This window comes from Rhodopila sp. (assembly GCF_965276935.1).
Classification (GTDB): domain Bacteria; phylum Pseudomonadota; class Alphaproteobacteria; order Acetobacterales; family Acetobacteraceae; genus Rhodopila.
In genome coordinates this window covers 75,679-95,902 of record NZ_CBDIBS010000003.1, presented here as the reverse complement: position 1 = coordinate 95,902, position 20,224 = coordinate 75,679, and the positions used below count along the sequence as shown (strand labels likewise).

17 protein-coding genes are annotated in these 20,224 nt (G+C 65.9%); 10 read left to right on the top strand and 7 right to left on the bottom strand.

Annotation, left to right across the window (positions count from 1 at the left end; all coding sequences use genetic code 11):
- Positions 1–125: 125 nt before the first annotated feature.
- Positions 126–1,166 (bottom strand): AAA family ATPase, encoded by a 1,041-nt coding sequence (locus ACQY4S_RS08285; RefSeq protein ID WP_428484735.1) that lies wholly within the window; start codon positions 1,164–1,166, stop codon positions 126–128.
- 212 nt (positions 1,167–1,378) lie between these two features.
- Between ACQY4S_RS08285 and ACQY4S_RS08280 the strand changes: the two genes are divergently transcribed.
- The 4 genes from ACQY4S_RS08280 to ACQY4S_RS08265 all read left to right on the top strand — a co-directional run bounded on the left by ACQY4S_RS08280 (position 1,379) and on the right by ACQY4S_RS08265 (position 4,502).
- A complete protein-coding gene (locus ACQY4S_RS08280; RefSeq protein ID WP_428486244.1) occupies positions 1,379–1,960 on the top strand; it encodes a DUF1285 domain-containing protein in 582 nt (193 codons plus the stop codon).
- Complete coding sequence (locus ACQY4S_RS08275) at positions 1,957–2,574, top strand: CoA pyrophosphatase (RefSeq protein ID WP_428484734.1); 618 nt, start codon at positions 1,957–1,959, stop codon at positions 2,572–2,574. The genes ACQY4S_RS08280 and ACQY4S_RS08275 overlap by 4 nt, the downstream gene beginning before the upstream one ends.
- Positions 2,574–3,026, top strand: coding sequence for a CreA family protein (locus ACQY4S_RS08270; protein WP_428484733.1), 453 nt, complete (start codon positions 2,574–2,576; stop codon positions 3,024–3,026). The genes ACQY4S_RS08275 and ACQY4S_RS08270 overlap by 1 nt, the downstream gene beginning before the upstream one ends.
- Before the next feature lie 204 nt (positions 3,027–3,230).
- Positions 3,231–4,502 carry a Rieske 2Fe-2S domain-containing protein gene (locus ACQY4S_RS08265; protein ID WP_428484732.1) on the top strand — a complete coding sequence of 424 codons (1,272 nt, stop codon included), beginning with the start codon at positions 3,231–3,233 and terminating at the stop codon, positions 4,500–4,502.
- A gap of 283 nt (positions 4,503–4,785) precedes the next feature.
- Here the strand turns inward: ACQY4S_RS08265 and ACQY4S_RS08260 are convergent, their stop codons facing one another.
- Positions 4,786–5,748 carry an aldo/keto reductase gene (locus tag ACQY4S_RS08260; protein ID WP_428484731.1) on the bottom strand — a complete coding sequence of 321 codons (963 nt, stop codon included), beginning with the start codon at positions 5,746–5,748 and terminating at the stop codon, positions 4,786–4,788.
- Positions 5,749–5,815: 67 nt separating this feature from the next.
- On the opposite strand from ACQY4S_RS08260, the gene ACQY4S_RS08255 reads away from it, so the two are divergent.
- Complete coding sequence (locus ACQY4S_RS08255) at positions 5,816–6,691, top strand: glycerophosphodiester phosphodiesterase family protein (RefSeq protein WP_428484730.1); 876 nt, start codon at positions 5,816–5,818, stop codon at positions 6,689–6,691.
- Positions 6,692–6,733: 42 nt separating this feature from the next.
- On the opposite strand, the gene ACQY4S_RS08250 is transcribed toward ACQY4S_RS08255, so the two are convergent.
- The 5 genes from ACQY4S_RS08250 to ACQY4S_RS08230 all read right to left on the bottom strand — a co-directional run bounded on the left by ACQY4S_RS08250 (position 6,734) and on the right by ACQY4S_RS08230 (position 12,066).
- Positions 6,734–7,207: a TspO/MBR family protein gene (locus ACQY4S_RS08250; protein ID WP_428484729.1), complete on the bottom strand. Its 474-nt coding sequence runs from the start codon at positions 7,205–7,207 to the stop codon at positions 6,734–6,736.
- Positions 7,204–8,403: a geranylgeranyl diphosphate reductase gene (locus ACQY4S_RS08245; protein WP_428484728.1), complete on the bottom strand. Its 1,200-nt coding sequence runs from the start codon at positions 8,401–8,403 to the stop codon at positions 7,204–7,206. The genes ACQY4S_RS08250 and ACQY4S_RS08245 overlap by 4 nt, the downstream gene beginning before the upstream one ends.
- A 28-nt stretch (positions 8,404–8,431) precedes the next feature.
- Complete coding sequence (gene chlG / locus ACQY4S_RS08240) at positions 8,432–9,349, bottom strand: chlorophyll synthase ChlG (RefSeq protein ID WP_428484727.1); 918 nt, start codon at positions 9,347–9,349, stop codon at positions 8,432–8,434.
- A 209-nt stretch (positions 9,350–9,558) separates the two neighbouring features.
- Complete coding sequence (gene ppsR / locus ACQY4S_RS08235; protein WP_428484726.1) at positions 9,559–11,025, bottom strand: transcriptional regulator PpsR; 1,467 nt, start codon at positions 11,023–11,025, stop codon at positions 9,559–9,561.
- 84 nt (positions 11,026–11,109) lie between these two features.
- Positions 11,110–12,066, bottom strand: coding sequence for a cobalamin B12-binding domain-containing protein (locus tag ACQY4S_RS08230; RefSeq protein WP_428484725.1), 957 nt, complete (start codon positions 12,064–12,066; stop codon positions 11,110–11,112).
- Positions 12,067–12,320: 254 nt separating this feature from the next.
- Between ACQY4S_RS08230 and bchF the strand changes: the two genes are divergently transcribed.
- From bchF to bchL, 5 genes are read left to right on the top strand one after another with little or no spacing between them, the layout of a single operon-like run.
- Positions 12,321–12,914 carry a 2-vinyl bacteriochlorophyllide hydratase gene (bchF, locus tag ACQY4S_RS08225; protein WP_428484724.1) on the top strand — a complete coding sequence of 198 codons (594 nt, stop codon included), beginning with the start codon at positions 12,321–12,323 and terminating at the stop codon, positions 12,912–12,914.
- Complete coding sequence (locus ACQY4S_RS08220; protein ID WP_428484723.1) at positions 12,911–14,185, top strand: ferredoxin:protochlorophyllide reductase (ATP-dependent) subunit N; 1,275 nt, start codon at positions 12,911–12,913, stop codon at positions 14,183–14,185. Before bchF ends, ACQY4S_RS08220 begins: the two co-directional genes overlap by 4 nt.
- 4 nt (positions 14,186–14,189) lie before the next feature.
- Positions 14,190–15,722 (top strand): ferredoxin:protochlorophyllide reductase (ATP-dependent) subunit B, encoded by a 1,533-nt coding sequence (gene bchB, locus ACQY4S_RS08215; RefSeq protein WP_428484722.1) that lies wholly within the window; start codon positions 14,190–14,192, stop codon positions 15,720–15,722.
- A complete protein-coding gene (locus tag ACQY4S_RS08210) occupies positions 15,697–19,326 on the top strand; it encodes a magnesium chelatase subunit H (RefSeq protein ID WP_428484721.1) in 3,630 nt (1,209 codons plus the stop codon). Before bchB ends, ACQY4S_RS08210 begins: the two co-directional genes overlap by 26 nt.
- A complete protein-coding gene (gene bchL, locus ACQY4S_RS08205) occupies positions 19,323–20,213 on the top strand; it encodes a ferredoxin:protochlorophyllide reductase (ATP-dependent) iron-sulfur ATP-binding protein (protein WP_428484720.1) in 891 nt (296 codons plus the stop codon). Before ACQY4S_RS08210 ends, bchL begins: the two co-directional genes overlap by 4 nt.
- Positions 20,214–20,224: the final 11 nt, after the last annotated feature.

Below are 20,224 nucleotides of genomic sequence, written 5' to 3'. Positions count from 1 at the left end.
ACAGTGATGCGGCGCAATGATGGGAAACGGGCAGCGCGCTGATTGTCTCGGCAGTCCCACATCGGTCATCCACCCGATTACATCCCGCCGCTGCCTGAGCGGTCTGCTGTCCGACGACCACCGTGCTATCCAAGATGTCCCACCAGGCGGTCGATCACGTCGGTCAGCATCACGCCATCGGCGCGGGCTGAAAAGCTCAGGGCCATGCGATGGCGCAGCACCGGGCGAGCCAGCGCGGCGATGTCGTCCACACTGGGCGCCAGCCGCCCGTCCAGCAGTGCGCGGGCTCGGCTTGCCAGCATCAATGCCTGCGCGGCACGCGGACCGGGACCCCAGGCGACATGGCGGCGAACGATCTCGTCCCCAGCGGTCTCCGGCCGGCAGCCTCGGACGAGCGAAAGAATGGCGTCCATCACCTTTTCGCCCACCGGCAGGCGGCGCACCAGCGCCTGGGCGGCCATTAGTTCCTCCGCTGTCATTGCCGGGGCCGGACGCGCCTCCGCGGCCCCGGTGGTCGCCAGCAGCATGGTCCGTTCGGCGTCCTGGTCCGGGTAGCTGACGGTGATCTCCAGCAGGAAGCGGTCGAGTTGCGCTTCGGGCAGCGGATAGGTGCCCTCCTGCTCGATCGGGTTCTGTGTCGCCAGCACGTGGAACGGCGTCGGCAGCGGGTGCTCGACCCCGCCGACCGCGATACGCTGTTCCTGCATGGCCTGCAGCAGAGCCGACTGGGTGCGCGGGCTGGCGCGGTTGATCTCGTCCGCCATCAGCAACTGGCAGAACACCGGCCCTGGGACGAAGCGAAAGCTGCGCCGGCCTTCGGTTTCATCCAGCACCTCACTGCCGACGATATCGGCCGGCATCAGGTCCGGGGTGAACTGGATGCGCTTGGTGGCAAGGCCGAGCACGACGCCGAGGGTTTCCACCAGGCGGCTCTTGCCCAGGCCGGGAACACCGACCAGCAACACGTGGCCGCCCGACAACAAAGTGATCAAGGTTTGATCAACGACTTGGTTCTGACCGAAAATAACGTGGCCGATGCCGGCCCGCACCTGACTGATGCGCGCGCCGGTCGCCTCCGCCGCCGCGACAATGGCGTTCGGATCGTCAAACCCCGGCACTTGCCGGTTGGGAAAGCCTTGTGGCGTTGCAGCCATACCGCCTGACATACGGGTCGTGCCCTCCGCGATTACGTCCACGGCAGTATATAGGCTCTTTTGCCGAAGGGGGGATGCTTCCTATATCGTTGGAGTATGAGGAAAGTTCGGCGTCCGATGGAGAAGAATGCGTGAACGGCATTGGCGTTCCCTGTCATCTGCCTCCGCCAAGGGGTCCCGGACCGTCTTCCGATCGTGTTCAGGGAGGTGAGGCGGGGGACTATCTGGCGGCGGAAGGTATTTCAGCTCATGGTGCTCGAGGTCATGATAGCCCAAGGCGGCCCGGTCGAACCCCAACCGAATGCGGCGACCTGCCCTTCCTGATCAAGCGCGACGGCACCTGGCTGTATCGTGGCAGTCCGATCAATCGGAAGGAGCTGGTGTGCCTGTTCGCCAGCGTGCTGCGGCGGGAAGAAGATGGAAGTTGGTGGCTACAGACTCCGGCCGAGCGCGGACGCATACAGGTCGAGGATGCGCCATTCGTCGCGGTCGAACTGGACTGGACCGGCGATGGGCGGGACCAGATCCTGTCATTCCGCACCAATATCGACGAGATCGTGAGTGCCGGCCTGGAGCATCCGATCCGTATCGCCCACGACATACTGACCTGCGAGCCGACGCCCTACCTGCTGGTTCGTCCCGGCGCGGCCAAGCATCTGGGCGTGGAGGCACGGATCAACCGGGCGACGTATTATGAGCTTGTCGCGCTTGCCGTGCCGCGCTGGATTGGCAGCCGACGCGTGTTAGGCGTCTGGAGCCAGGGCCAATTTTTCTCCCTGGGCGACCTGCCGCCTGGCGAGGCGTGACTCCAATCGAATTGCGGACGCGGCTGGCCGCGATCACCGCCGTTCCGCCAGACCCGGCTTCGGTCCATGGCGACGAGCTGCTGACCACGCTGTCTGCGTCTGTTCCCCATAGGGCGCCGGTGCCGGCCGCCGTGCTGGTGCCGGTCGTATTGAGCGACAGCCCTGGCATCCTGTTGACCAAGCGCACATCGCATCTGACCAGGCACGCCGGGCAGATCAGTTTTCCTGGTGGCCGGATCGATCCCGAAGATGCCAGCCCGGAAGCCGCCGCGCTGCGGGAGGCACAGGAAGAGATCGGTCTGGACGCGGCAGCGGTCGAGGTTGTGGGGCGGATGGCTGACTACATCACCGGCACCGGCTATCGGATCACACCGGTGCTGGCGCTGGTGCCACCCGACCTGCTGTACGAGATCTCGCCGCATGAGGTGGAGGCGGTCTTCGAATTGCCGATGGACGTGGTGCTGGACCCGGACGCGCCGCGCCGGCAGCGTCAGCACGTCGGCGGCGTCTGGCGGGAATACTGGGTCTGGCCGCATCCCGAGCATTACATCTGGGGTGCGACCGCCGCGATCCTGGTGCACCTGGCGGAACGGCTGCGGAAAGAGAGGCGTTGATGCGTGGGGTATTGCTTGCCGGCGCATTGGAATTGATATCGGTTTCAGCCCTCGCGCAAACCCGCATTGACTCCATCAACACCAACTTCCGCTGGTTCGGCCCCGACGACAAGATCATCGTCGAGCGGTATGATGATCCCAGGGTACAGAATGTATCCTGCTATCTGTCGCGGGCAGAGACAGGCGGGGTGAAAGGCGAGCTTGGCTTCGCCGAGGACCCCAGCCGGTTCTCGATTGCCTGCCGAGCGGTGGGGCTGGTGACGATGCCGGCTGCCATGCCGAAGACCGAGGTAATCGCGTTTTCCCAGGCCTCGCTGTTCTTCAAGACGTTTCAGATCCACCGGTCGCTGGATCTGGAGAAGCATGTGCTGGTCTATACGGTTGTCAGTACGAAGCTGATCAATGGATCACCGTTCAACAGCATAAGCGTGGTGCCGACGGAGCGGCAGTGAGGGCCGCGAGAACCAGCAGCGCGCATTTGGCTGTTGCCGACAGGCACGCCAGACCAGTTTGACAACGGCGTGTTTCGAGGCGCCATGGAATGGCCGCCGCCGGGATCGAGGTCCGACGACACCTTGACCCTTCACGCGCCTGCAATCCACTATCGGTGCAAAGGCCTATTCGAAGGCCGCGACGGCACCGCACGGAGACACATCATGGTTGAAAGAGCACCGTTCCTGAATGGCGCTTATGGCGCCTATCACCATCGCGGGCTGCCGGCGGAGGACCAGGAAATGACCCGCGTCGGACCCGACACGCCATGCGGCGAATACCTGCGACGCTTCTGGCAGCCGGTCATCCTCGCCACCGAACTGGGCGACCTGCCCCGCCGCGTGCGCATCCTGGGCGAGGACCTCATTGCCTTCCGCGACAAAAGCGGCGCCTTCGGCTTAGTCGAGCCATACTGTCCGCACCGCGGCACCTCACTCGAATACGGCCTGATCGGCGAGAACGGCATCCGTTGTCCCTACCACGGCTGGTTATTCAACGTGGACGGCCGGATCCTGGAAACGCCGGGCGAGCCGGCCGACAGCACCCTGAAAGACCGGCTGTGTCACGGCGCCTATCCGGTGCACGAACACGCGGGCCTGGTGTTCGCTTATATGGGACCACCGGACAAGAAACCAGCCTTCCCGGTCTTCGACACCTACGACCTGTCGGGCTACCAACTGATCGCCCGCGCCCCCACGCTCTGGCCCTGCAACTGGCTGCAGGTCAAGGAAAACAGCATGGATCCGGCACATGTCGCGTTCCTGCACACGCTTCCGGGCAGTGACGGATTCAGCGAGGATTTCAAGGAACTGGCCGAGTGGGACTGGATGGAGACGCCCGTCGGCATGGTCTACATTGACACCCGCCGCTACGACGACAAGGTCTGGGTGCGCGTCGCCGATTTCATGCTGCCGAACATTCACCAGTTCCCGCCCAACCAGGATCCGGTGGCACTGCGCAACACCTTGAACCGCCCGCAGGCGACCACCTGGGCGGTGCCGCTGGACGATACGCATACCATGCAGATCGGCTACTACCGCGCGCCCGTGGGCAAGGACCCGGCGCGCGGCACCGTCTTCGGCCAGGATGGCAACCGCCCCTATGAGGAGCGGCAGCGGGTTCCCGGCGACTGGGACGCCCAGGTGAGCATTCACGACGGCATGGCTCGACATGGGCTGGAGCATCTCGCTTCCACCGACCGCGGCATCATCATGATGCGCAACATGATCCGGCGTGGGATCCGCGCGGTCGGCGCCGGCGAGGATCTCGGCTACCCGATCCTGAACAACGGCGCGGCGCTGCCGACTTATAGCCATGACCGGGTGATACCAGGCATCGCTCCGGCCGCAACGCCAGAGGCGGACCGACAATTGCTGCGTGAGGTCGCACGAAACGTGGTCGCGGAGGCGGTGAAGACCGGCCTGGCAGAGGCCTGATGGATTGGCATGGAGTGGGTTCATGACTGGGGCTCGTTCCATGGCATCGCGCGGCCCGAGGACGCGCCATTCCCTCGCCACCTGTGCCGCCGGCGTTTGGTACCCGCGAACTGGATCACCATCAGGTGCAGGAATGCAGGCGGCGTGGGCGCGGGTTCCGGCTTTGGATTAAGAAGAGGGAAAATTGCCGTCGACGGCGACGGTCTCACCAGCCAGAAACTTGATAGTCTCGATACCGCCGCGTGCCGTCAAGCGCCGTTCGCGCGCAGGCGCTGATCGTGTCTCAGACCGTGCTAGGCGGCGGCACGTCAAGCCCCACACCCTGTAAGTGGCCGAAGAATTCCCGCACCTTTAAAAGGTCCGCCGCGGGCAACGGCGCTTTCAGAATGGACGCGACGTTGCTTCGCAGGTGCGCCGAGTCGCCGGTGCCGAACAGCACGACGTCAACGCCGGCCTCGTGGCGCACGTAACGGTAGGCGGCATCAGTGACACTGCTGGCGCCGTCGGGATGGACCAGAAAACCCAGCGGATCGTCACTGTCAGCCAGCCAGGCGGGGATCTGACCCGCCTTGGCCAGATCGCGCATCGTCGCGGCAAGCTGAGCCGGCCGCGCGAAGATGCCGCGGACGGCGAACATCATCAGCGTGCCGATGCCTCGGGCCAGCGTGTGCGGGAACACCTGGGTGCGCGCCACCTGGTGCATCAGATGAAAGGCGACCATGGCGGTATCCCACATGTCATCCTGCGTCGCGCGATACAGCATTTTCTGTCCGGGATCGTTTGGCGCGGTTTCGGTGATGCCGAGGAAGCGGAATTTGCCGCGCGCCCTCTCCCGCAGCAGCGCCGGCACGATCGTGTCGCGTACCTGGCCGTAGGCGGCTGGCGGCACCGCGTGAAGCTGAAAGACGTCGACGTAGTCCAGCCCCAGGCGCCGGAGCGAGAAATCCAGGCTGTCGATTACATTGTCCACGCTGAACGCCGCATCGCCGGCGGGCTTCGAGGCTTTGGTGCAGACCACCACACTTTCGCGTGGTATGCCCCGCAGGGCGGCACCAACGACCTCCTCGGTGTTGTAGACGGCGGCGGTGTCGATCAGGTTGACGCCGAGATCCAGGGCCTGGCGGATGATGCCGATGGCGTGGTCGGTGGATTGTCCGGTGCCCAGGCCCAGCCGGCTGAACCCGCCGCAGCCCAGGCCGGCGACGCTGACGCGCAGTCCAGTCCGGCCGAGTGTGGTGTATTGCATGGGATGCTCCTCGAGATGCCAAGCGTAGCAGCGCGGAACGAATGAGGCGATGGTTGGAGGTTGAAGCGTGCAAGTCATCGGGCATCGCGGCGCGCGCGGCCGGTTTTCGGAGAACACGCTGGAAGGGTTCCGTGCCGTGGCCGCGCTGGGCATCAGCGCATTCGAACTGGATGTCGGAATGACCGCCGATGGCGTGGTGGTGGTCAATCACGATCCAGCGCTGCATCCAGACCTTACGCGTGATGCCTCCAACCGCTGGATCTCCCGGCCGGGACCGTTAATCCGGTTGCTGACCTGGGCGGAGCTGGCGCGGTATGACGTGGGGCGGATCAAGCCTGGATCGCCGACCCATCGTCTGTTCCCGGAGCAGCGTCCGCATGACAGTGCGCGGGTGCCGACACTGGCCTCGGTGCTGGCGGCGTTGCCGGACGCGATGTTCGTCATCGAGGTGAAGACCGATCCGACGCATCCAGATTGGACAGTCGAACCGACGGTCCTGGCGGACGCGGTGCTGTCGGTTGTCGACCAGACGAACGCCGCCACGCGGGTTGTCATCGAGTCGTTCGACTGGCGGGTGCCATCCCATGTTCGCCGCGTCCGGCCGGAGATAAGGCTGGCCTGGCTGACGCGGGCGCGGACGGTGGCGGCGGCCGCGCTGTGGTGGGATGGCGTGCGCCCGTCCGATCATGACGGGTCGGTGCCGGCCTGTGTCGCCGCGGCGGGCGGATTTAAGGCAGGCGATGCCTGGGCACCCGACCACGCCGACCTGTCAGAAGCGCTGGTGCATGAGGCACACGCGCTGGGCCTGTCCGTGCTGTCCTGGACGGTCAACCGGCGCCAGGACATGCGGCGGCTGATCGGGTGGCGGGTAGATGGGCTGATTTCGGACCGGCCGGATGTTGTTCTGGAAGTGGTCAGGGAAGATGGTTGCGAAATCGTGTAACGGGGCTGCGGCTGTAGCGTGAGCTTCAGGCGACTGAACGCTTCATCGCCCAAACGGTGTGTTCAACCGCACGATGGTCAGGTTCAGGAACGCGGCGAAGGACACCCAGGCCAGATATGGCACCATCAGCAGGCTGGCGGTGCGCGAGATCGGCGCCAGCAGCACGATCGGCGCCAGGATCGACAGCCACAGGAAGGGCACCTCGATCAACGCCCAGTCAGGCCGGCGCAGCCTGAAGAACAGCGGGCTCCACAAGAGATTGGCGATCCCGTTGGCCAGGAACAACACCGCCACCAGCACACGGGCATCCCGGCTTCCGGCGCTGCGCCAAGCCAGGTATGCGGACAGCGACGCCAGGGCCAGGATCACCGTCCAGGCGGGGCCAAACAGCCAGTCGGGCGGCTGCCACGACGGTTTGCGCAGTTGGTAGTACCACGGCGAAAGCTCCGTCAGGAACGCCCCGAGACCGGCGACCACCACACCCCAGACGACGGCGGCGACAATTTCAAGCGTCACGCATCAACCAGTCCCAACAGATGACCGAGGTCCTTGAAGAAGATACGCACATGGGCCAGCGGGTCCTTGCGGACAAGCTTCTTGTTCATGTAGGAATCCCAGGTCAGGCGCTGCACGTCGGCGTCCTCGCAGATGGTGACGAACCGCTCCCGCCGCTTGTCGCTGGAATACCAGAACCACTGCATGACGCCCAGGATCAGGAACACCCGGCCATGCGCCCGCATGAACCTCTTGCGCGCCGTCCGCAATGCCTTGGCATTGCCGGTGGCCAGGTAGGCTTCGGCTGCGTCGCCGGCCAATCGGCCGCCCTCCATCGCGTAATAGATGCCCTCGCCCGAGGCCGGGGCAACCACACCGGCGGCATCGCCGGCCAGCACGACATCGCGGCCATTGTCCCAGCGGCGCATCGGCCGCATCGGGATCGGCGCGCCTTCCCGCCGGATGGTCTTCGCGCCGTTCAGCCCCGCGGCCTCACGCAAGGTGCCGACGGACTGGCGAATCGAGAACCCCTTGCGGGCCGAACCGCTGCCGACGCTGGCGGTGTTGCCATGCGGGAACACCCAGCCATAAAAATCCGGGGAGATCCTGCCCTGATAATAGACGTCGCAGCGATTGCCGTCGAAACCCTTGGTCGGCGCCTGAACAATTTCGTGATAAGCAAAGACGTATTTTATTCGATCGGCGCCTTTGACGCATTGTTCGGCGACGTTCGACTTCGCCCCGTCGGCACCGATGACGACCTTGGCGCGCACGCGCTCCGCTGATGTGCCCTTGGCCCCTGCCTTGTCGATGCCCTTGCGTTGAAAGTTGACCACCGCAACCCCGTCCGGATCGCGGGTGACCGAAAGGAACTGGCCAGCGACGCGGTCAGCGCCGCATTTGGCGGCCCGCTCGCGCAGCCACTCGTCGAAGTCCTCGCGGTTGACCATGCCGACGAAGCCGCCGCTGTTGATCGGCATGTCGACGCCCTTGGTGGACGGCGCCACCATGCGGGCCGAAGTGATGCGCGCGCATAACAGGTGGTCCGGGATGCCGAAGTCCTGGATCAGGCGCGGCGGGATCGCGCCACCGCAGGGCTTGATTCGGCCAGCGCGGTCCAGCAGCAGCACGGACCGTCCATGCCTGGCAAGTTCATGCGCCGCGGTCGCGCCGGACGGCCCGCCGCCGACGACGACCGCATCATATGTCTCGATCATGGCAGTGCTCCTTGAATGAATTTCGGCGTCATGATGCGCCAGCCAGCAGCGTCCGCAGCGCGAAGGCAGTGACCAGCATGCCGATCACATACAGGGTGGTGCCGGTTCCGTTGTACCACGGCGCCAGCGCCCGAGGGTTCCGCAGCAGCCGGAACATCAGCAGGATCTGCGCCAGCAGCAGCGCGGCGACGGCGTAGGCATGATGCGGGAATCCCCAATGCATCAGCAGCGACACCACGATGACCTGCGGCGCCGCCATCGCCACGCAGGCTACGGTGCCGGCATTATCCACCCCCAGCAGGACCGGCAACGAGTTGATGCCGCTCTGCCGATCGCCCTCCACCGACTTGAAATCATTCAGCGTCATGATGCCGTGGGCACCGGCGCTGTACAGCGCCGCCATGGCCAGGATGTGCCAGTCCGGCCGAGTCGCGGCCATCACGGCGGCCCCGGTGATCCATGGCAGGCCCTCGTAACAGGCGGCGCAGGCGGCATTGCCCCACCAGCCGTTCTGCTTCAGCCGCAGCGGCGGCGCGCTGTAGGCCCAGGCCAGCGCCAGACCGACCACCGCCGCGGCAAAGCCCCATCTGCCGAGCGCGGCGGCGACCAGAAGGGACAGCAGCGTCCAGCCGATGGCGATGTAAAGGCCTTGACGGCCGGGCAGGCGCCCCGACGGGATCGGCCGATCTGGCTCGTTGATCGCATCCACATGCCGATCGAACCAGTCGTTCACCGCCTGGCTGGTGCCGCACACCATCGGCCCGGCGAGGATAATGCCTAACACGATGATGCCCCAGTGGTTGCCCGCCGGCACACCGGACGATACCACGCCGCAACCATACGCCCACATCGGCGCGAACCAGGTTATTGGCTTCAGAAGTTCCAGCGCCGCGGGCATCGAACGAGCGGTTCTGGTTTCGCTAGGAAATGCTTGTAGTGAGGGCATCTGTCGTCCCGTGATCAAATGTTTACTTCGTGGCAGGCGCAGTTCTCCCTCGCGTGCTCGGTCGCCCGCCATCCACGCCTTGGGGTGTTGGTTCAAACAAAGCCGTGGATGGCGGGCGACCGAGCACGCAAGGGAGGGCTGCGCCCGCTATGACGTTGAAACTCTGGTACCTCCCCGTAAACGATTGATAGGAAACACACTGCCATGATCTAGTCCGCTCCCTGCGCCTCCGGATCGCCAAGTCCGTAGCGGCGCAGCTTGACGTAAAGGCTTTGCCGGCTCAGCCCCAGCATCTCGGCGGCGGAGGCGCGGTTGTCGCCGGTCAGGTTCAGTGCCGCCTCGATGCACAGCCGCTCGATTACGTCGGTCGCCTCGCGCACCAGATCCTTCAGGGCGACGCGGCCGATCAGTTCGGTCAGATGTTCCAGCGATCGTGGAAAGGCACGCTCCACCTCCGGCTCCCGCCGAAGCCGGCGCCCGACATCGCGAATCGCGTAGCCGAAGCAGGGCTGGCCGCCGTTCATCACCGTCACGGCGGAAATTTCCACCTCCGCCGCTTTGCCCAGGTCCCCGCGCACCTGGCTGGCGAACAGCCGCACCGAGCCGTACTGGCGCAGGTTGGCGGTCAGGATATCCAGATCAACGTTGTTGCGGCCGAGCCAGCGGGAGAGCGGTTCGTTGCGGGCCTGTTCCTCAGTGGGAAGCTGCGCCAGTTGCAGGAACGTCGCATTGGCGGTGAGCACCCGGCCATCGAAGCCAGTGACGACGAACCCGTCCGGCGCGCTTTCCATCAGTTTCAGCAGCTTGGTCTTCAGCTTCGGCAGCACGGCTTCGGCCGGTCCGGTGTGCAGACTGGCAATGCGAACCAGACAGGCGACGCCGCTCTCATCATGGAACAGCGAGGCTGAGACAACCACCTCCCGCTCGCCTTCAACCAGCTTCGCCCGCACATCGTCGGCTCGGCCGGAGGCCCGCACACCCGCCAGCAGCAGATCGACCGAGCGGGCGCTTTCGGCGGTGAAAATCGCTGTGACCGGCCAGCGTTGCCCCGGTTCGGCGGCATTGGCCAGCAGCCGGCGCGCGGTCGGGTTGCTGTCCAGCACGCGCTGGCTGGCGCCATCGACGATCAGCACGGCGTCGGAGGCCATCTGGAACAGCAGGCGGTAGCGCGTCTCGACATGGCGGGTGCGGGCGTAATCGCGTTCCATCGACTGCTGGGCATCAATCAGCCGGCGCTGTAGAGAAGAAACCGCGCGCAGGTCGCGGCCGAAGGCGACAATTCGTCCCGGCACCCCGGCCGGAACCGCGGCGTACAGGATCGGGATGTCGGCGGCCGCCGGTTCAATGAGTGCGCCGGCACTGGTTGCCGCCGAATGGGCTGCGGCGGGATGGTTCAAGTGCCGCCAGCGCGGTTCGCCTTTCGAGGCTGCCTCCGCCAGCATCGCCTCGACCTTTGGCCGGCTCTCCTCGGTCACGACATCGAACCAACGCTTTCCCAACCAGCCGACGTGGCCAGGAAGGTCGTCCACGAGGCCCTGGTCAGCGATGGAAACATCGTGGATGACCCCCGATGCATCCAGAATCAAGGCAATGTCGGCCGCCGCGGCGACCAAAGCCGCCGCGGCTTCCGCATCGATGTTGCCCAGCGCTGTCTTCGGAGTTCTGAACGCTTTCACGGTCAGCGACATCCTCCAGTTAAAGCAACGGGCCCGCTGCGCGCCCCGGGCTGGGACGCGACCAAGTCTTCCCCCGCCTCGCGGTCAGTCGGCCGCCGTACGCAACGCCAATATGCTAGTTGCCTGCCGCACCGCGCTCTGCGCGTCGCGCGCCCCGACATCGGCACCGACGCGTGCCACGAGGTCGGGATGCAGCAGAAAAAGTGGTCCACCGATCATGATGCTGATATCGCGGTTCCGTGAAACCCGTCGCAGGGTGCGGATGATGCCGCCGAGGCCCTCCAGCCGCGAGGCCGATCCGATCGAAAAGCCGGCGACATCGACCCAGTTGTCGCGCACGAGGTCGGCGGCATCCGCGCTGGTTGATGCCGGACCACCCGCCACATGCCAGCCTTCCCGCTGGAAGAACTCTGACAGGATGACCAGGCCGAACGTGTGTTGTTCGCCCGGCGCCGGCAGCAGCAGCACGGTTTCCGGATATGGGTGGTTGACTGCCGCGACCTGGAAGTTGGGTGAGAGCGCGCGCACGATCTGCTGCAGCCGCCCCACGCTGATGGTGACCTGGGTGAAGTCGCAGCGATCGTCGTTCCAGAGTTCGCCCAGCAGGCGGGCCGCCTGCGTCAGGATGCCGAGGTAGAGCGATGCGGTGGTGACGCCGCGCCGCCGCAGCAGGTCGATGAACGCCACGGCGCCCTCGGGTTCGCGGCCCAGCAGCAAGCGAACCAGTTCACCTGTGTCATCTTTGGTTGTCGGTGTTGCTGTCGCATTGGATTGACTTGCCGCCGCGCTCCGCGCGAGGGCGAGTCGTGGCAGGATTTCCGCCTCCACCACCTGGGTCAGCAACGCGGTGCGCCTGTTGCGCTGGATGGCGCCGATGAACGCGACATTGCCGCCCGTCAGGTTGGCGCTGGCGCTTTCCTCCGCAACGCTGCCTATCGCGGCGGCCGGCCCGGCCTCGGATGATGGTCCAAGGTCGTAACCTGGGCTGTTGCGCCACTGCGCTGGGTCAGACGTCTGTTCAAGGAAGGTTGTCATTCTCATCCCCCTTCTCATTCGAGCGCCGCGGCCCACGGATGTCAAGCTTGGTTTACGTACAGACCGCTTGACAGTCTGATCAGACGCGTCCTAGCCTTCCAATCACGCTGCATCATGTGCAGGGGAGGGCGAGATGAACAACCGTCTAACCAACGACGCTCCTACCAGTTTACAGCCGCGGTTCAGGGCCTGCGGGCTGGGAAGCGGTGTGCCGCTCTCCAATGCCGAAACCGACATGGCAATCGCATGGCTGTCAATCCATGTTTACGCTTGATCTGCTGAACCGCTTCGTCGGAGCGGTCGACTGTTGCCCATGGAGCGCAACCACAGGCCGGCAGAGCCGCCTGCACCAGTCCAGCCCGGTGCGCGGGCGTCCGCTCTACACCGCGGATGAGCGCCGGCGGCGCGATCAATCGCGCTGGACCATGGTGCAGGGCGTGCTGGCGCCGGTGCAGTTCGCCGTGTTCCTGATCAGCCTGTGCCTGGTGACGCGCTACCTGGCGACTGGCGATGGCCTGGCCGTCGCCACCGGATCGATCGTGGTGAAGACCGCCTTGCTGTACACGATCATGGTCACCGGCGCGATCTGGGAACGCGACGTGTTCGGCCAATACCTGTTTGCGCCCGCCTTCTTCTGGGAAGACGTCGTCAGCATGCTGGTGCTGGGTCTGCACACCGCCTACCTGATCGCGCTGTTCTCTGGCGCGGTGGACGCGGAACGGCAGATGTGGCTCGCCCTGGCGGCCTATTCATCCTACCTGATCAACGCCACCCAGTTCATCATGAAGCTGCGTGCGGCGCGCCATCAGCAGGCGATCTGGCCGGCGGATGGCATGCTGGGACATACTTCATGAGCCAGGCTGTCGCATCGGGTGCGATGGATGCTTGTGAAGACCGTCCCGTGCTGCGCCAGCGTGGCCAGCGGGAGGTGTTCTGCGGCCTGACCGGGATCATCTGGCTGCATCGCAAGATCCAGGACGCCTTCTTCCTGGTGGTCGGTTCGCGCACCTGTGCCCATCTGATCCAGTCCGCCGCCGGCGTGATGATCTTCGCCGAACCCCGCTTCGCCACCGCGATCATCGACGAACGCGACCTGGCGGGCTTGTCGGACGCGAACGACGAACTGGACGCGGTGGTGACCCAGTTGCTGGCGCGCCGGCCGGATATCAAGCTGCTGTTCCTGGTCGGCTCCTGCCCGTCGGAGGTCATCAAGCTGGACCTGTCGCGCGCCGCGCTACGACTGGGGCGGCGATTTGCGCCAAACGTGCGGGTGCTGAACTACTCCGGCAGCGGCATCGAGACGACGTTCACCCAGGGCGAGGACGCCTGCCTCGCTTCGCTGGTCCCGGTATTGCCTGCCATTGATTCGCGCGAACTGCTTGTTGTTGGCGCACTGGCCGATGTGGTGGAAGACCAGTTCGCCCGCCTGTTCGCCGCCATGGGCATCGCGAATGTCAAATTCCTGCCGCCGCGCCAGTCCACCGATCTGCCGCCGGTTGGGCCGGGAACGCGGTATCTGCTGGCGCAACCCTTCCTGGCGGAGACCGCGCGTGCGCTGGAGGAACGTGGTGCGACCCGGATCGCCGCGCCGTTTCCGCTTGGGGTAGAGGGCACCACGCTGTGGCTTCAAGCGGCGGCCGCCGCGTTCGGCGTCGATCCGGTCCGGTTCCGCGCCGCCACCGATCTGGCCCGGGAACGCGGCCGGCGCGCGGTAGCGAACTACCGTGGCCAACTCGCCGGCATGCGCATGTTCTTCTTTCCCGATTCGCAACTGGAAATCCCACTCGCCCGCTTCGTCGCCCGCGAACTGTCGATGCAGGTGATCGAGGCCGGCACGCCCTACCTGCATCGCCAGCATCTGGCCGAGGAACTTTCGCTCATGCCGGCGGACATCACGCTGAGCGAGGGCCAGGATGTCGAGCGCCAGCTTGACCGCTGCCGCGCGGCGAGGCCCGACCTCGTGGTCTGTGGCCTCGGACTGGCCAATCCACTGGAGGCCGAGGGCCTTACCACGAAATGGTCGATCGAGCTGCTGTTCACCCCGGTGCAGGGTTACGACCAGGCGGGTGACCTGGCTGAGCTGTTCGCCCGCCCGCTGGTGCGGCGCATGCGGCTAGCGGTGTAATCCGATGAAACTGACCCTCTGGACCTATGAAGGGCCGCCCCACGTCGGCGCGATGCGAGTCGCCACCGGGATGGAGGGGCTGCACTACGTGCTGCACGCGCCGCAAGGCGACACATACGCCGACCTGCTGTTCACCATGATCGAGCGGCAGGCCAAGCGGCCGCCGGTGACCTACACCACGTTCCAGGCACGCGACCTCGGCGGCGACACCGCCGAACTGTTCAAGAACGCGGCGTTGCAGGCGTACGAGCGCTTCAGGCCACAGGCGCTGCTGGTTGGCGCGTCATGCACCGCCGAACTGATCCAGGACGATCCAGGCGGCCTCGCCCGCGCCCTGGGGCTGCCAATCCCGGTGGTGGCGGTGGAACTGCCGGCCTACCAGAAGAAAGAGAACTGGGGTTCGGCGGAGACCTTCTATCAGCTCGTCCGCGCCTTCGCGCAGCGTTCCGCGCTGCGTGAAAAAGCGCCGAACGAGCGCCCTCGCTGCAACATCCTGGGTCCAACCGCATTGGGGTTCCGCCATCGCGATGACGTGGCCGAGATCACCGGCCTGCTCGACCGGCTGGGCGTGGACGTCAACGTCACCGCGCCGCTGCGGGCGACGCCGGCCGACCTGGGTCGGCTTGGCGACGCCGATTTCAACATCGTGCTGTATCCGGAAACCGGCATGCCGGCGGCGCAGTGGCTGCTGCGTACGTTCGGCCAACCGCTGGTGAAGACCGTGCCGATCGGCATCGGCGCGACCCGCGATTTTATCCAGGAAGTCGCCGGTCTGGCCGGCGTCGATCCGGCGCCGCTGCTGGACGCCGACGAATCGCGGCTGCCCTGGTACTCGCGCTCGGTCGACTCGACCTACCTCACCGGCAAGCGCGTGTTCATCTTCGGCGATGCCACCCACGCCGTCGCGGCGGCGCGAATCGCCCGCGAGGAACTCGGCTTCACCGTCGTCGGCTTGGGCACCTACAGCCGGGAATTCGCCCGCGAGGTGCGCCAGGCGGCCACCCAGCACAACATCGAAGCCACCATCACCGACGACTACCTGGAAGTCGAAGCGGCGATCACTGAAGCGCAGCCGGAACTGGTTCTCGGTACACAGATGGAACGCCACATCGCCAAGCGGCTGGGCCTTCCCTGCGCTGTCATCTCCGCGCCGGTGCATGTGCAGGACTTTCCGGCCCGCTACTCGCCGCAGATGGGCTTCGAGGGTGCCAACGTGATCTTCGACACCTGGGTGCATCCGCTGATGATGGGCCTGGAGGAGCATCTGCTGGGCATGTTCCGCGATGACGCGGAATTCAAGGATGAAGCCGGCGCCTCGCATCTTGGCGAAGCCGCGGCGCTTCCGGACGCCGCGCCGGTGCTGGCCGGCGAACCGGCGCTGACCTGGGATCAGGCAGCGGAGAAGGAACTGAAGAAGATCCCGTTCTTCGTTCGCGGCAAGGCGCGCCGCAACACGGAACGTTTCGCCATGGATCATGGCTTGGCCGCTGTCACCTTGGACACCCTATACGATGCGAAAGCGCATTATGGCCGTTAAGCGGACACCCATGCGGGTGACGGCGGTTAATCTGACGCCGATAAGGCTGGTCGTGGTGACGATGGACAGTCACCTCGGCGGGGCGCTGGCACGGGCCGAGGTCGCGCTGCGGCGGGATCTGCCCAACTTGACCGTCACCATGCACGCCGCCGACGAATGGGGCAGCGATGCGGCGGCGCTGGACGCCTGCCACGCCGACATCGCCCAGGCCGACATCGTCATCGCCGCCATGCTGTTCCTGGAGGACCACATCCGCGCCGTGCTGCCCGCGCTGCTTGCCCGCCGGAACCAGTGCGATGCGATGATCTGCCTGCTGTCAGCGGGTGAGGTTGTCAAGCTGACCCGCATCGGCAAGTTCGAGATGTCCACCGAAGCCACCGGCGCGATCGCCTGGCTGAAGCGGATGCGCGGCAAGAGCGCCAGCGGCTCGAACGCCCGCGGCCAGATGAAGATGCTGCGCCAGTTGCCCAAGCTGCTGCGCTTCATTCCAGGCACCGCGCAGGACGTGCGGGCCTACTTCATGACGCTGCAGTACTGGCTGGCGGGATCCGAGGAAAACCTCGGCGGCATGGTGCGCCTGCTGGTCAACCGTTACGCGACCGGCGCGCGGGCGAACCTGGCCGGCGCGGTGCGCACCGCGCCGCCGGTCGCCTATCCCGACACCGGCCTGTATCACCCGCGTGCCGCCGGCCGCATCGTCGAGCGGATCGAGCAGCTTCCCGCCGGTGGCGGGAATGGCCGGGTCGGCATCCTGCTGCTGCGATCGTACGCGCTGTCCAGCAATGCCGCCCACTATGACGGCGTGATCGCCGCGCTGGAGGCCCATGGCCTGCAAGCCATTCCCGCCTTCGCCAGCGGGCTGGACCAGCGCGACGCCGTGCACAACTACTTCATGCGCCTGGGTCAGCCGACGGTCGATGCGGTGATCTCGCTGACCGGGTTCAGCCTGGTCGGTGGCCCCGCCTATAACGACGCGCATGCCGCGGAGGAACTGCTGGCCTCGCTCGACGTGCCCTATATCGCCGCGCATCCGGTGGAATTCCAGACATTGGAGCAGTGGCAGGCGGACGCCCGCGGCCTGCTGCCGGTCGAGGCCACGATGATGGTGGCGATCCCGGAGCTGGATGGCGGCATCTGCCCGATGACCTTCGGCGGCCGCTCCAGCGCCACCGGCGACGACCGCCGGCGCGACATGGTACCGCATCCGGAGCGCACGGCGATGCTCGCCGCGCGGGTGGCGCGCCTGGTGGCGCTGCGGCGAAAGGCACGGGCGGAGCGCAAGATCGCCGTCGTGCTGTTCAACTTCCCGCCCAATGCCGGCACCGTCGGCAGCGCGGCATATTTGTCGGTCTTCGCGTCCCTGTTCAACACGCTGCGCGGCATGGCCGAAGCCGGTTACGATGTTGAACTGCCAGCCAGCGTCGATGCCCTGCGGGAAAAGCTGCTGGGCGGCAACGCTTCCTTGTTCGGCGCCAACGCCAACGTCGTCGCGCGCATGCCCGCCGACGACCACGTGCGCCGCCAGCGCTGGCTGCCGGAGATCGAGGCGCAGTGGGGTCCGGCGCCTGGCCGGGTGCAGACCGACGGCGCCAGCCTGTTCGTCCTCGGCGCGCACTTCGGCAACATCTTCGTCGGCATCCAGCCGGCCTTCGGCTACGAGGGCGACCCGATGCGCCTGCTGTTCGAGCATGGCTTCGCGCCGACGCACGCCTTCTGCGCCTTCTACCGCTGGATCAACCAGGAATTCGCGGCCGACGCGGTGCTGCATTTCGGCACCCATGGCGCGCTGGAGTTCATGCCCGGCAAGCAGGCCGGCATGTCCGGCGACTGCTGGCCCGACCGGCTGATCGGCGACCTGCCGAACTTTTATCTCTACGCCTCCAACAACCCGTCCGAGGGCATGATCGCCAAGCGTAGGGCAGGGGCTTCGCTGATCAGCTACCTGACGCCGCCGGTGGCACATGCCGGGCTGTATCGCGGCCTGTTGGACCTGAAGGCCTCGCTGGATCGCTGGCGCGCGCTGGCGCCGGATGCCGACATCACCCAGCGGGACACGCTGGCCAGCGTCATCCAGGCGCAGGCGACGGCGGTGAACCTGGCGGAGGCCGAACCGGCCTGGACCGGCGACGATAGGGCCGACATCGACCGCCTGTCCGCCGCTCTGCTGGAGCTGGAATACACGCTTATCCCGCACGGGCTGCATGTGGTGGGCGAGGGGCTGAACGAAGAGCAGCGCACCGCCATGCTGGACGCCGCCAGTGTTACCGACGTAGCCGAACGCCAGCGGCTGGGCGCGCTGCTGGCGGTGGACCACGAGGTTCCGGCCATCATTCACGCGCTGGACGCCGGCTACCTGCGCCCCGCGCCCGGCGGCGATCTTCTGCGCACCACCGACGTCCTGCCCACCGGCCGCAACCTGCATGGCTTCGACCCGTTCCGCATTCCCAGCGCCTTCGCCGTGCGTGACGGCGCGCATCAGGCCGACCGCCTGCTCGCCCGCCACAAGGCCGACAGCGGCGCGCTGCCGGAGACGGTGGCGATGGTGCTGTGGGGCACCGACAACCTCAAAACAGAGGGCGGCCCGATCGCCCAGGTGTTGTGGCTGCTGGGCGCCGAACCTCGCTGCGATAGCTACGGCCGGGTCGCCGGTGCCAGATTGATCCCGCTGGAGACCCTCGGCCGTCCGCGCATCGACGTGGTCGCGACCTTGTCCGGCATCTTCCGCGATCTGCTGCCGTTGCAGACGAAACTATTGGCCGAGGCGGCGCTGCTGGCGGCGGCCGCGGACGAGCCGGTGGAAGAGAACTTCATCCGCAAGCACGCCCTGTCGTTTCAGGCTGAACATGGAGGTTCCATCGAGGACGCCGCGCTGCGGGTGTTCGGCAACGCCGACGGCGCCTACGGCGCCAATGTCAACAACCTTGTCGGCAGCGGCACATTCGATGACGAGGACGAACTGGCGGATGCCTACCTGAAGCGCAAGGGTTTCGCCTATGGCGTGTCCGGCAAGCCGGCTCGGCATGACGCGGTGCTGGCGCATGCGCTAGCCCGAGTGGACGTGACATATCAAAATCTCGACTCGCTTGAGATGGGTGTGACCACGGTCGATCATTACTTTGATACGCTGGGCGGTATCAGCCGAGCGGTGCGGCGGGCGCGGGGCGGGTCGGCGGCAGCGGTTTATATCGGCGACCAGACCCGCGGCGACGGCACCGTGCGCACCATATCCGAACAGGTCGCGCTGGAAACCCGCACGCGGGCGCTGAACCCGAAATGGTATGAGGCGCTGCTGTCGCACGGCTACGAGGGCGTGCGGGAGATCGAGGCCCATGTCAGCAACACCTTCGGCTGGTCGGCGACCACCGGACAGGTGCAGCCCTGGGTCTACGAGAAACTGTCGGAGACGTTCGTGCTGGACCCAGACATGCGGGCGCGCCTGGCGAAGCTGAACCCGACGGCGTCGGCGAAAATCGCCAACCGACTGATCGAGGCGCACGAGCGGAACTACTGGACGCCGGGCGAGGCGATGCGCGAAGCGCTGCAACGCGCTGGCGAGGAACTTGAAGACCGGCTCGAAGGGGTTGGCCTGGAGGTAGCGGCATGACAATCATCCGACGCATTCCCACGCGCGGCGACGGCGAAGGCAGCGTGCAGGTCAGCCTGGAGCCCGACCTGAAGATTGGCAACGCCCAGGTCTTTGCCGTCTATGGCAAGGGCGGCATTGGCAAATCCACCACATCGTCGAACCTGTCCGTCGCGTTCTCCAAGCTTGGCAAGCGGGTCTTGCAGATCGGCTGCGATCCGAAGCACGACTCGACCTTTACTTTGACAAAACGTCTGGTGCCGACGGTGATCGACATCCTGGAGACGGTGAACTTTCATTCGGAAGAACTTCGGGTCGAGGATTTTGTTTACCCCGGCTACAACGGCGTGATGTGCGTCGAGGCCGGCGGTCCACCCGCTGGTACCGGCTGTGGCGGCTACGTCGTTGGCCAGACGGTGAAGCTGCTGAAGGAGCATCACCTGCTGGAAGACACCGACGTGGTGATCTTCGATGTGCTGGGGGACGTGGTATGCGGCGGCTTCGCCTCGCCGCTGCAACATGCCGGACGGGCCTTGATCGTGGCGGCGAACGACTTTGATTCGATCTTCGCGATGAACCGCATTGTCGCGGCGATCCAGGCCAAGGCGCGCAACTATGAAGTGCGGCTGGCCGGCGTCATCGCCAACCGCAGCGCCGGCACCGATCAGATTGACAAGTTCAACGCCCGCACCGGTTTGAAGACCCTGGCGCACTTCCCGGACCTCGATGTGATCCGCCGCTCCCGCCTGAAAAAATCGACGTTGTTCGAGATGGAGCCGACGCCGGAGATCGTCGCTGTGCAGAACGAATATCTTCGTTTGGCCGCGACCCTGCTGGCGGGGACGGAGGGCCTGGAGACGCGGTCGATGAAGGATCGCGATATCTTCGATCTGCTGGGGTTTGATTGATGCCGACAGCC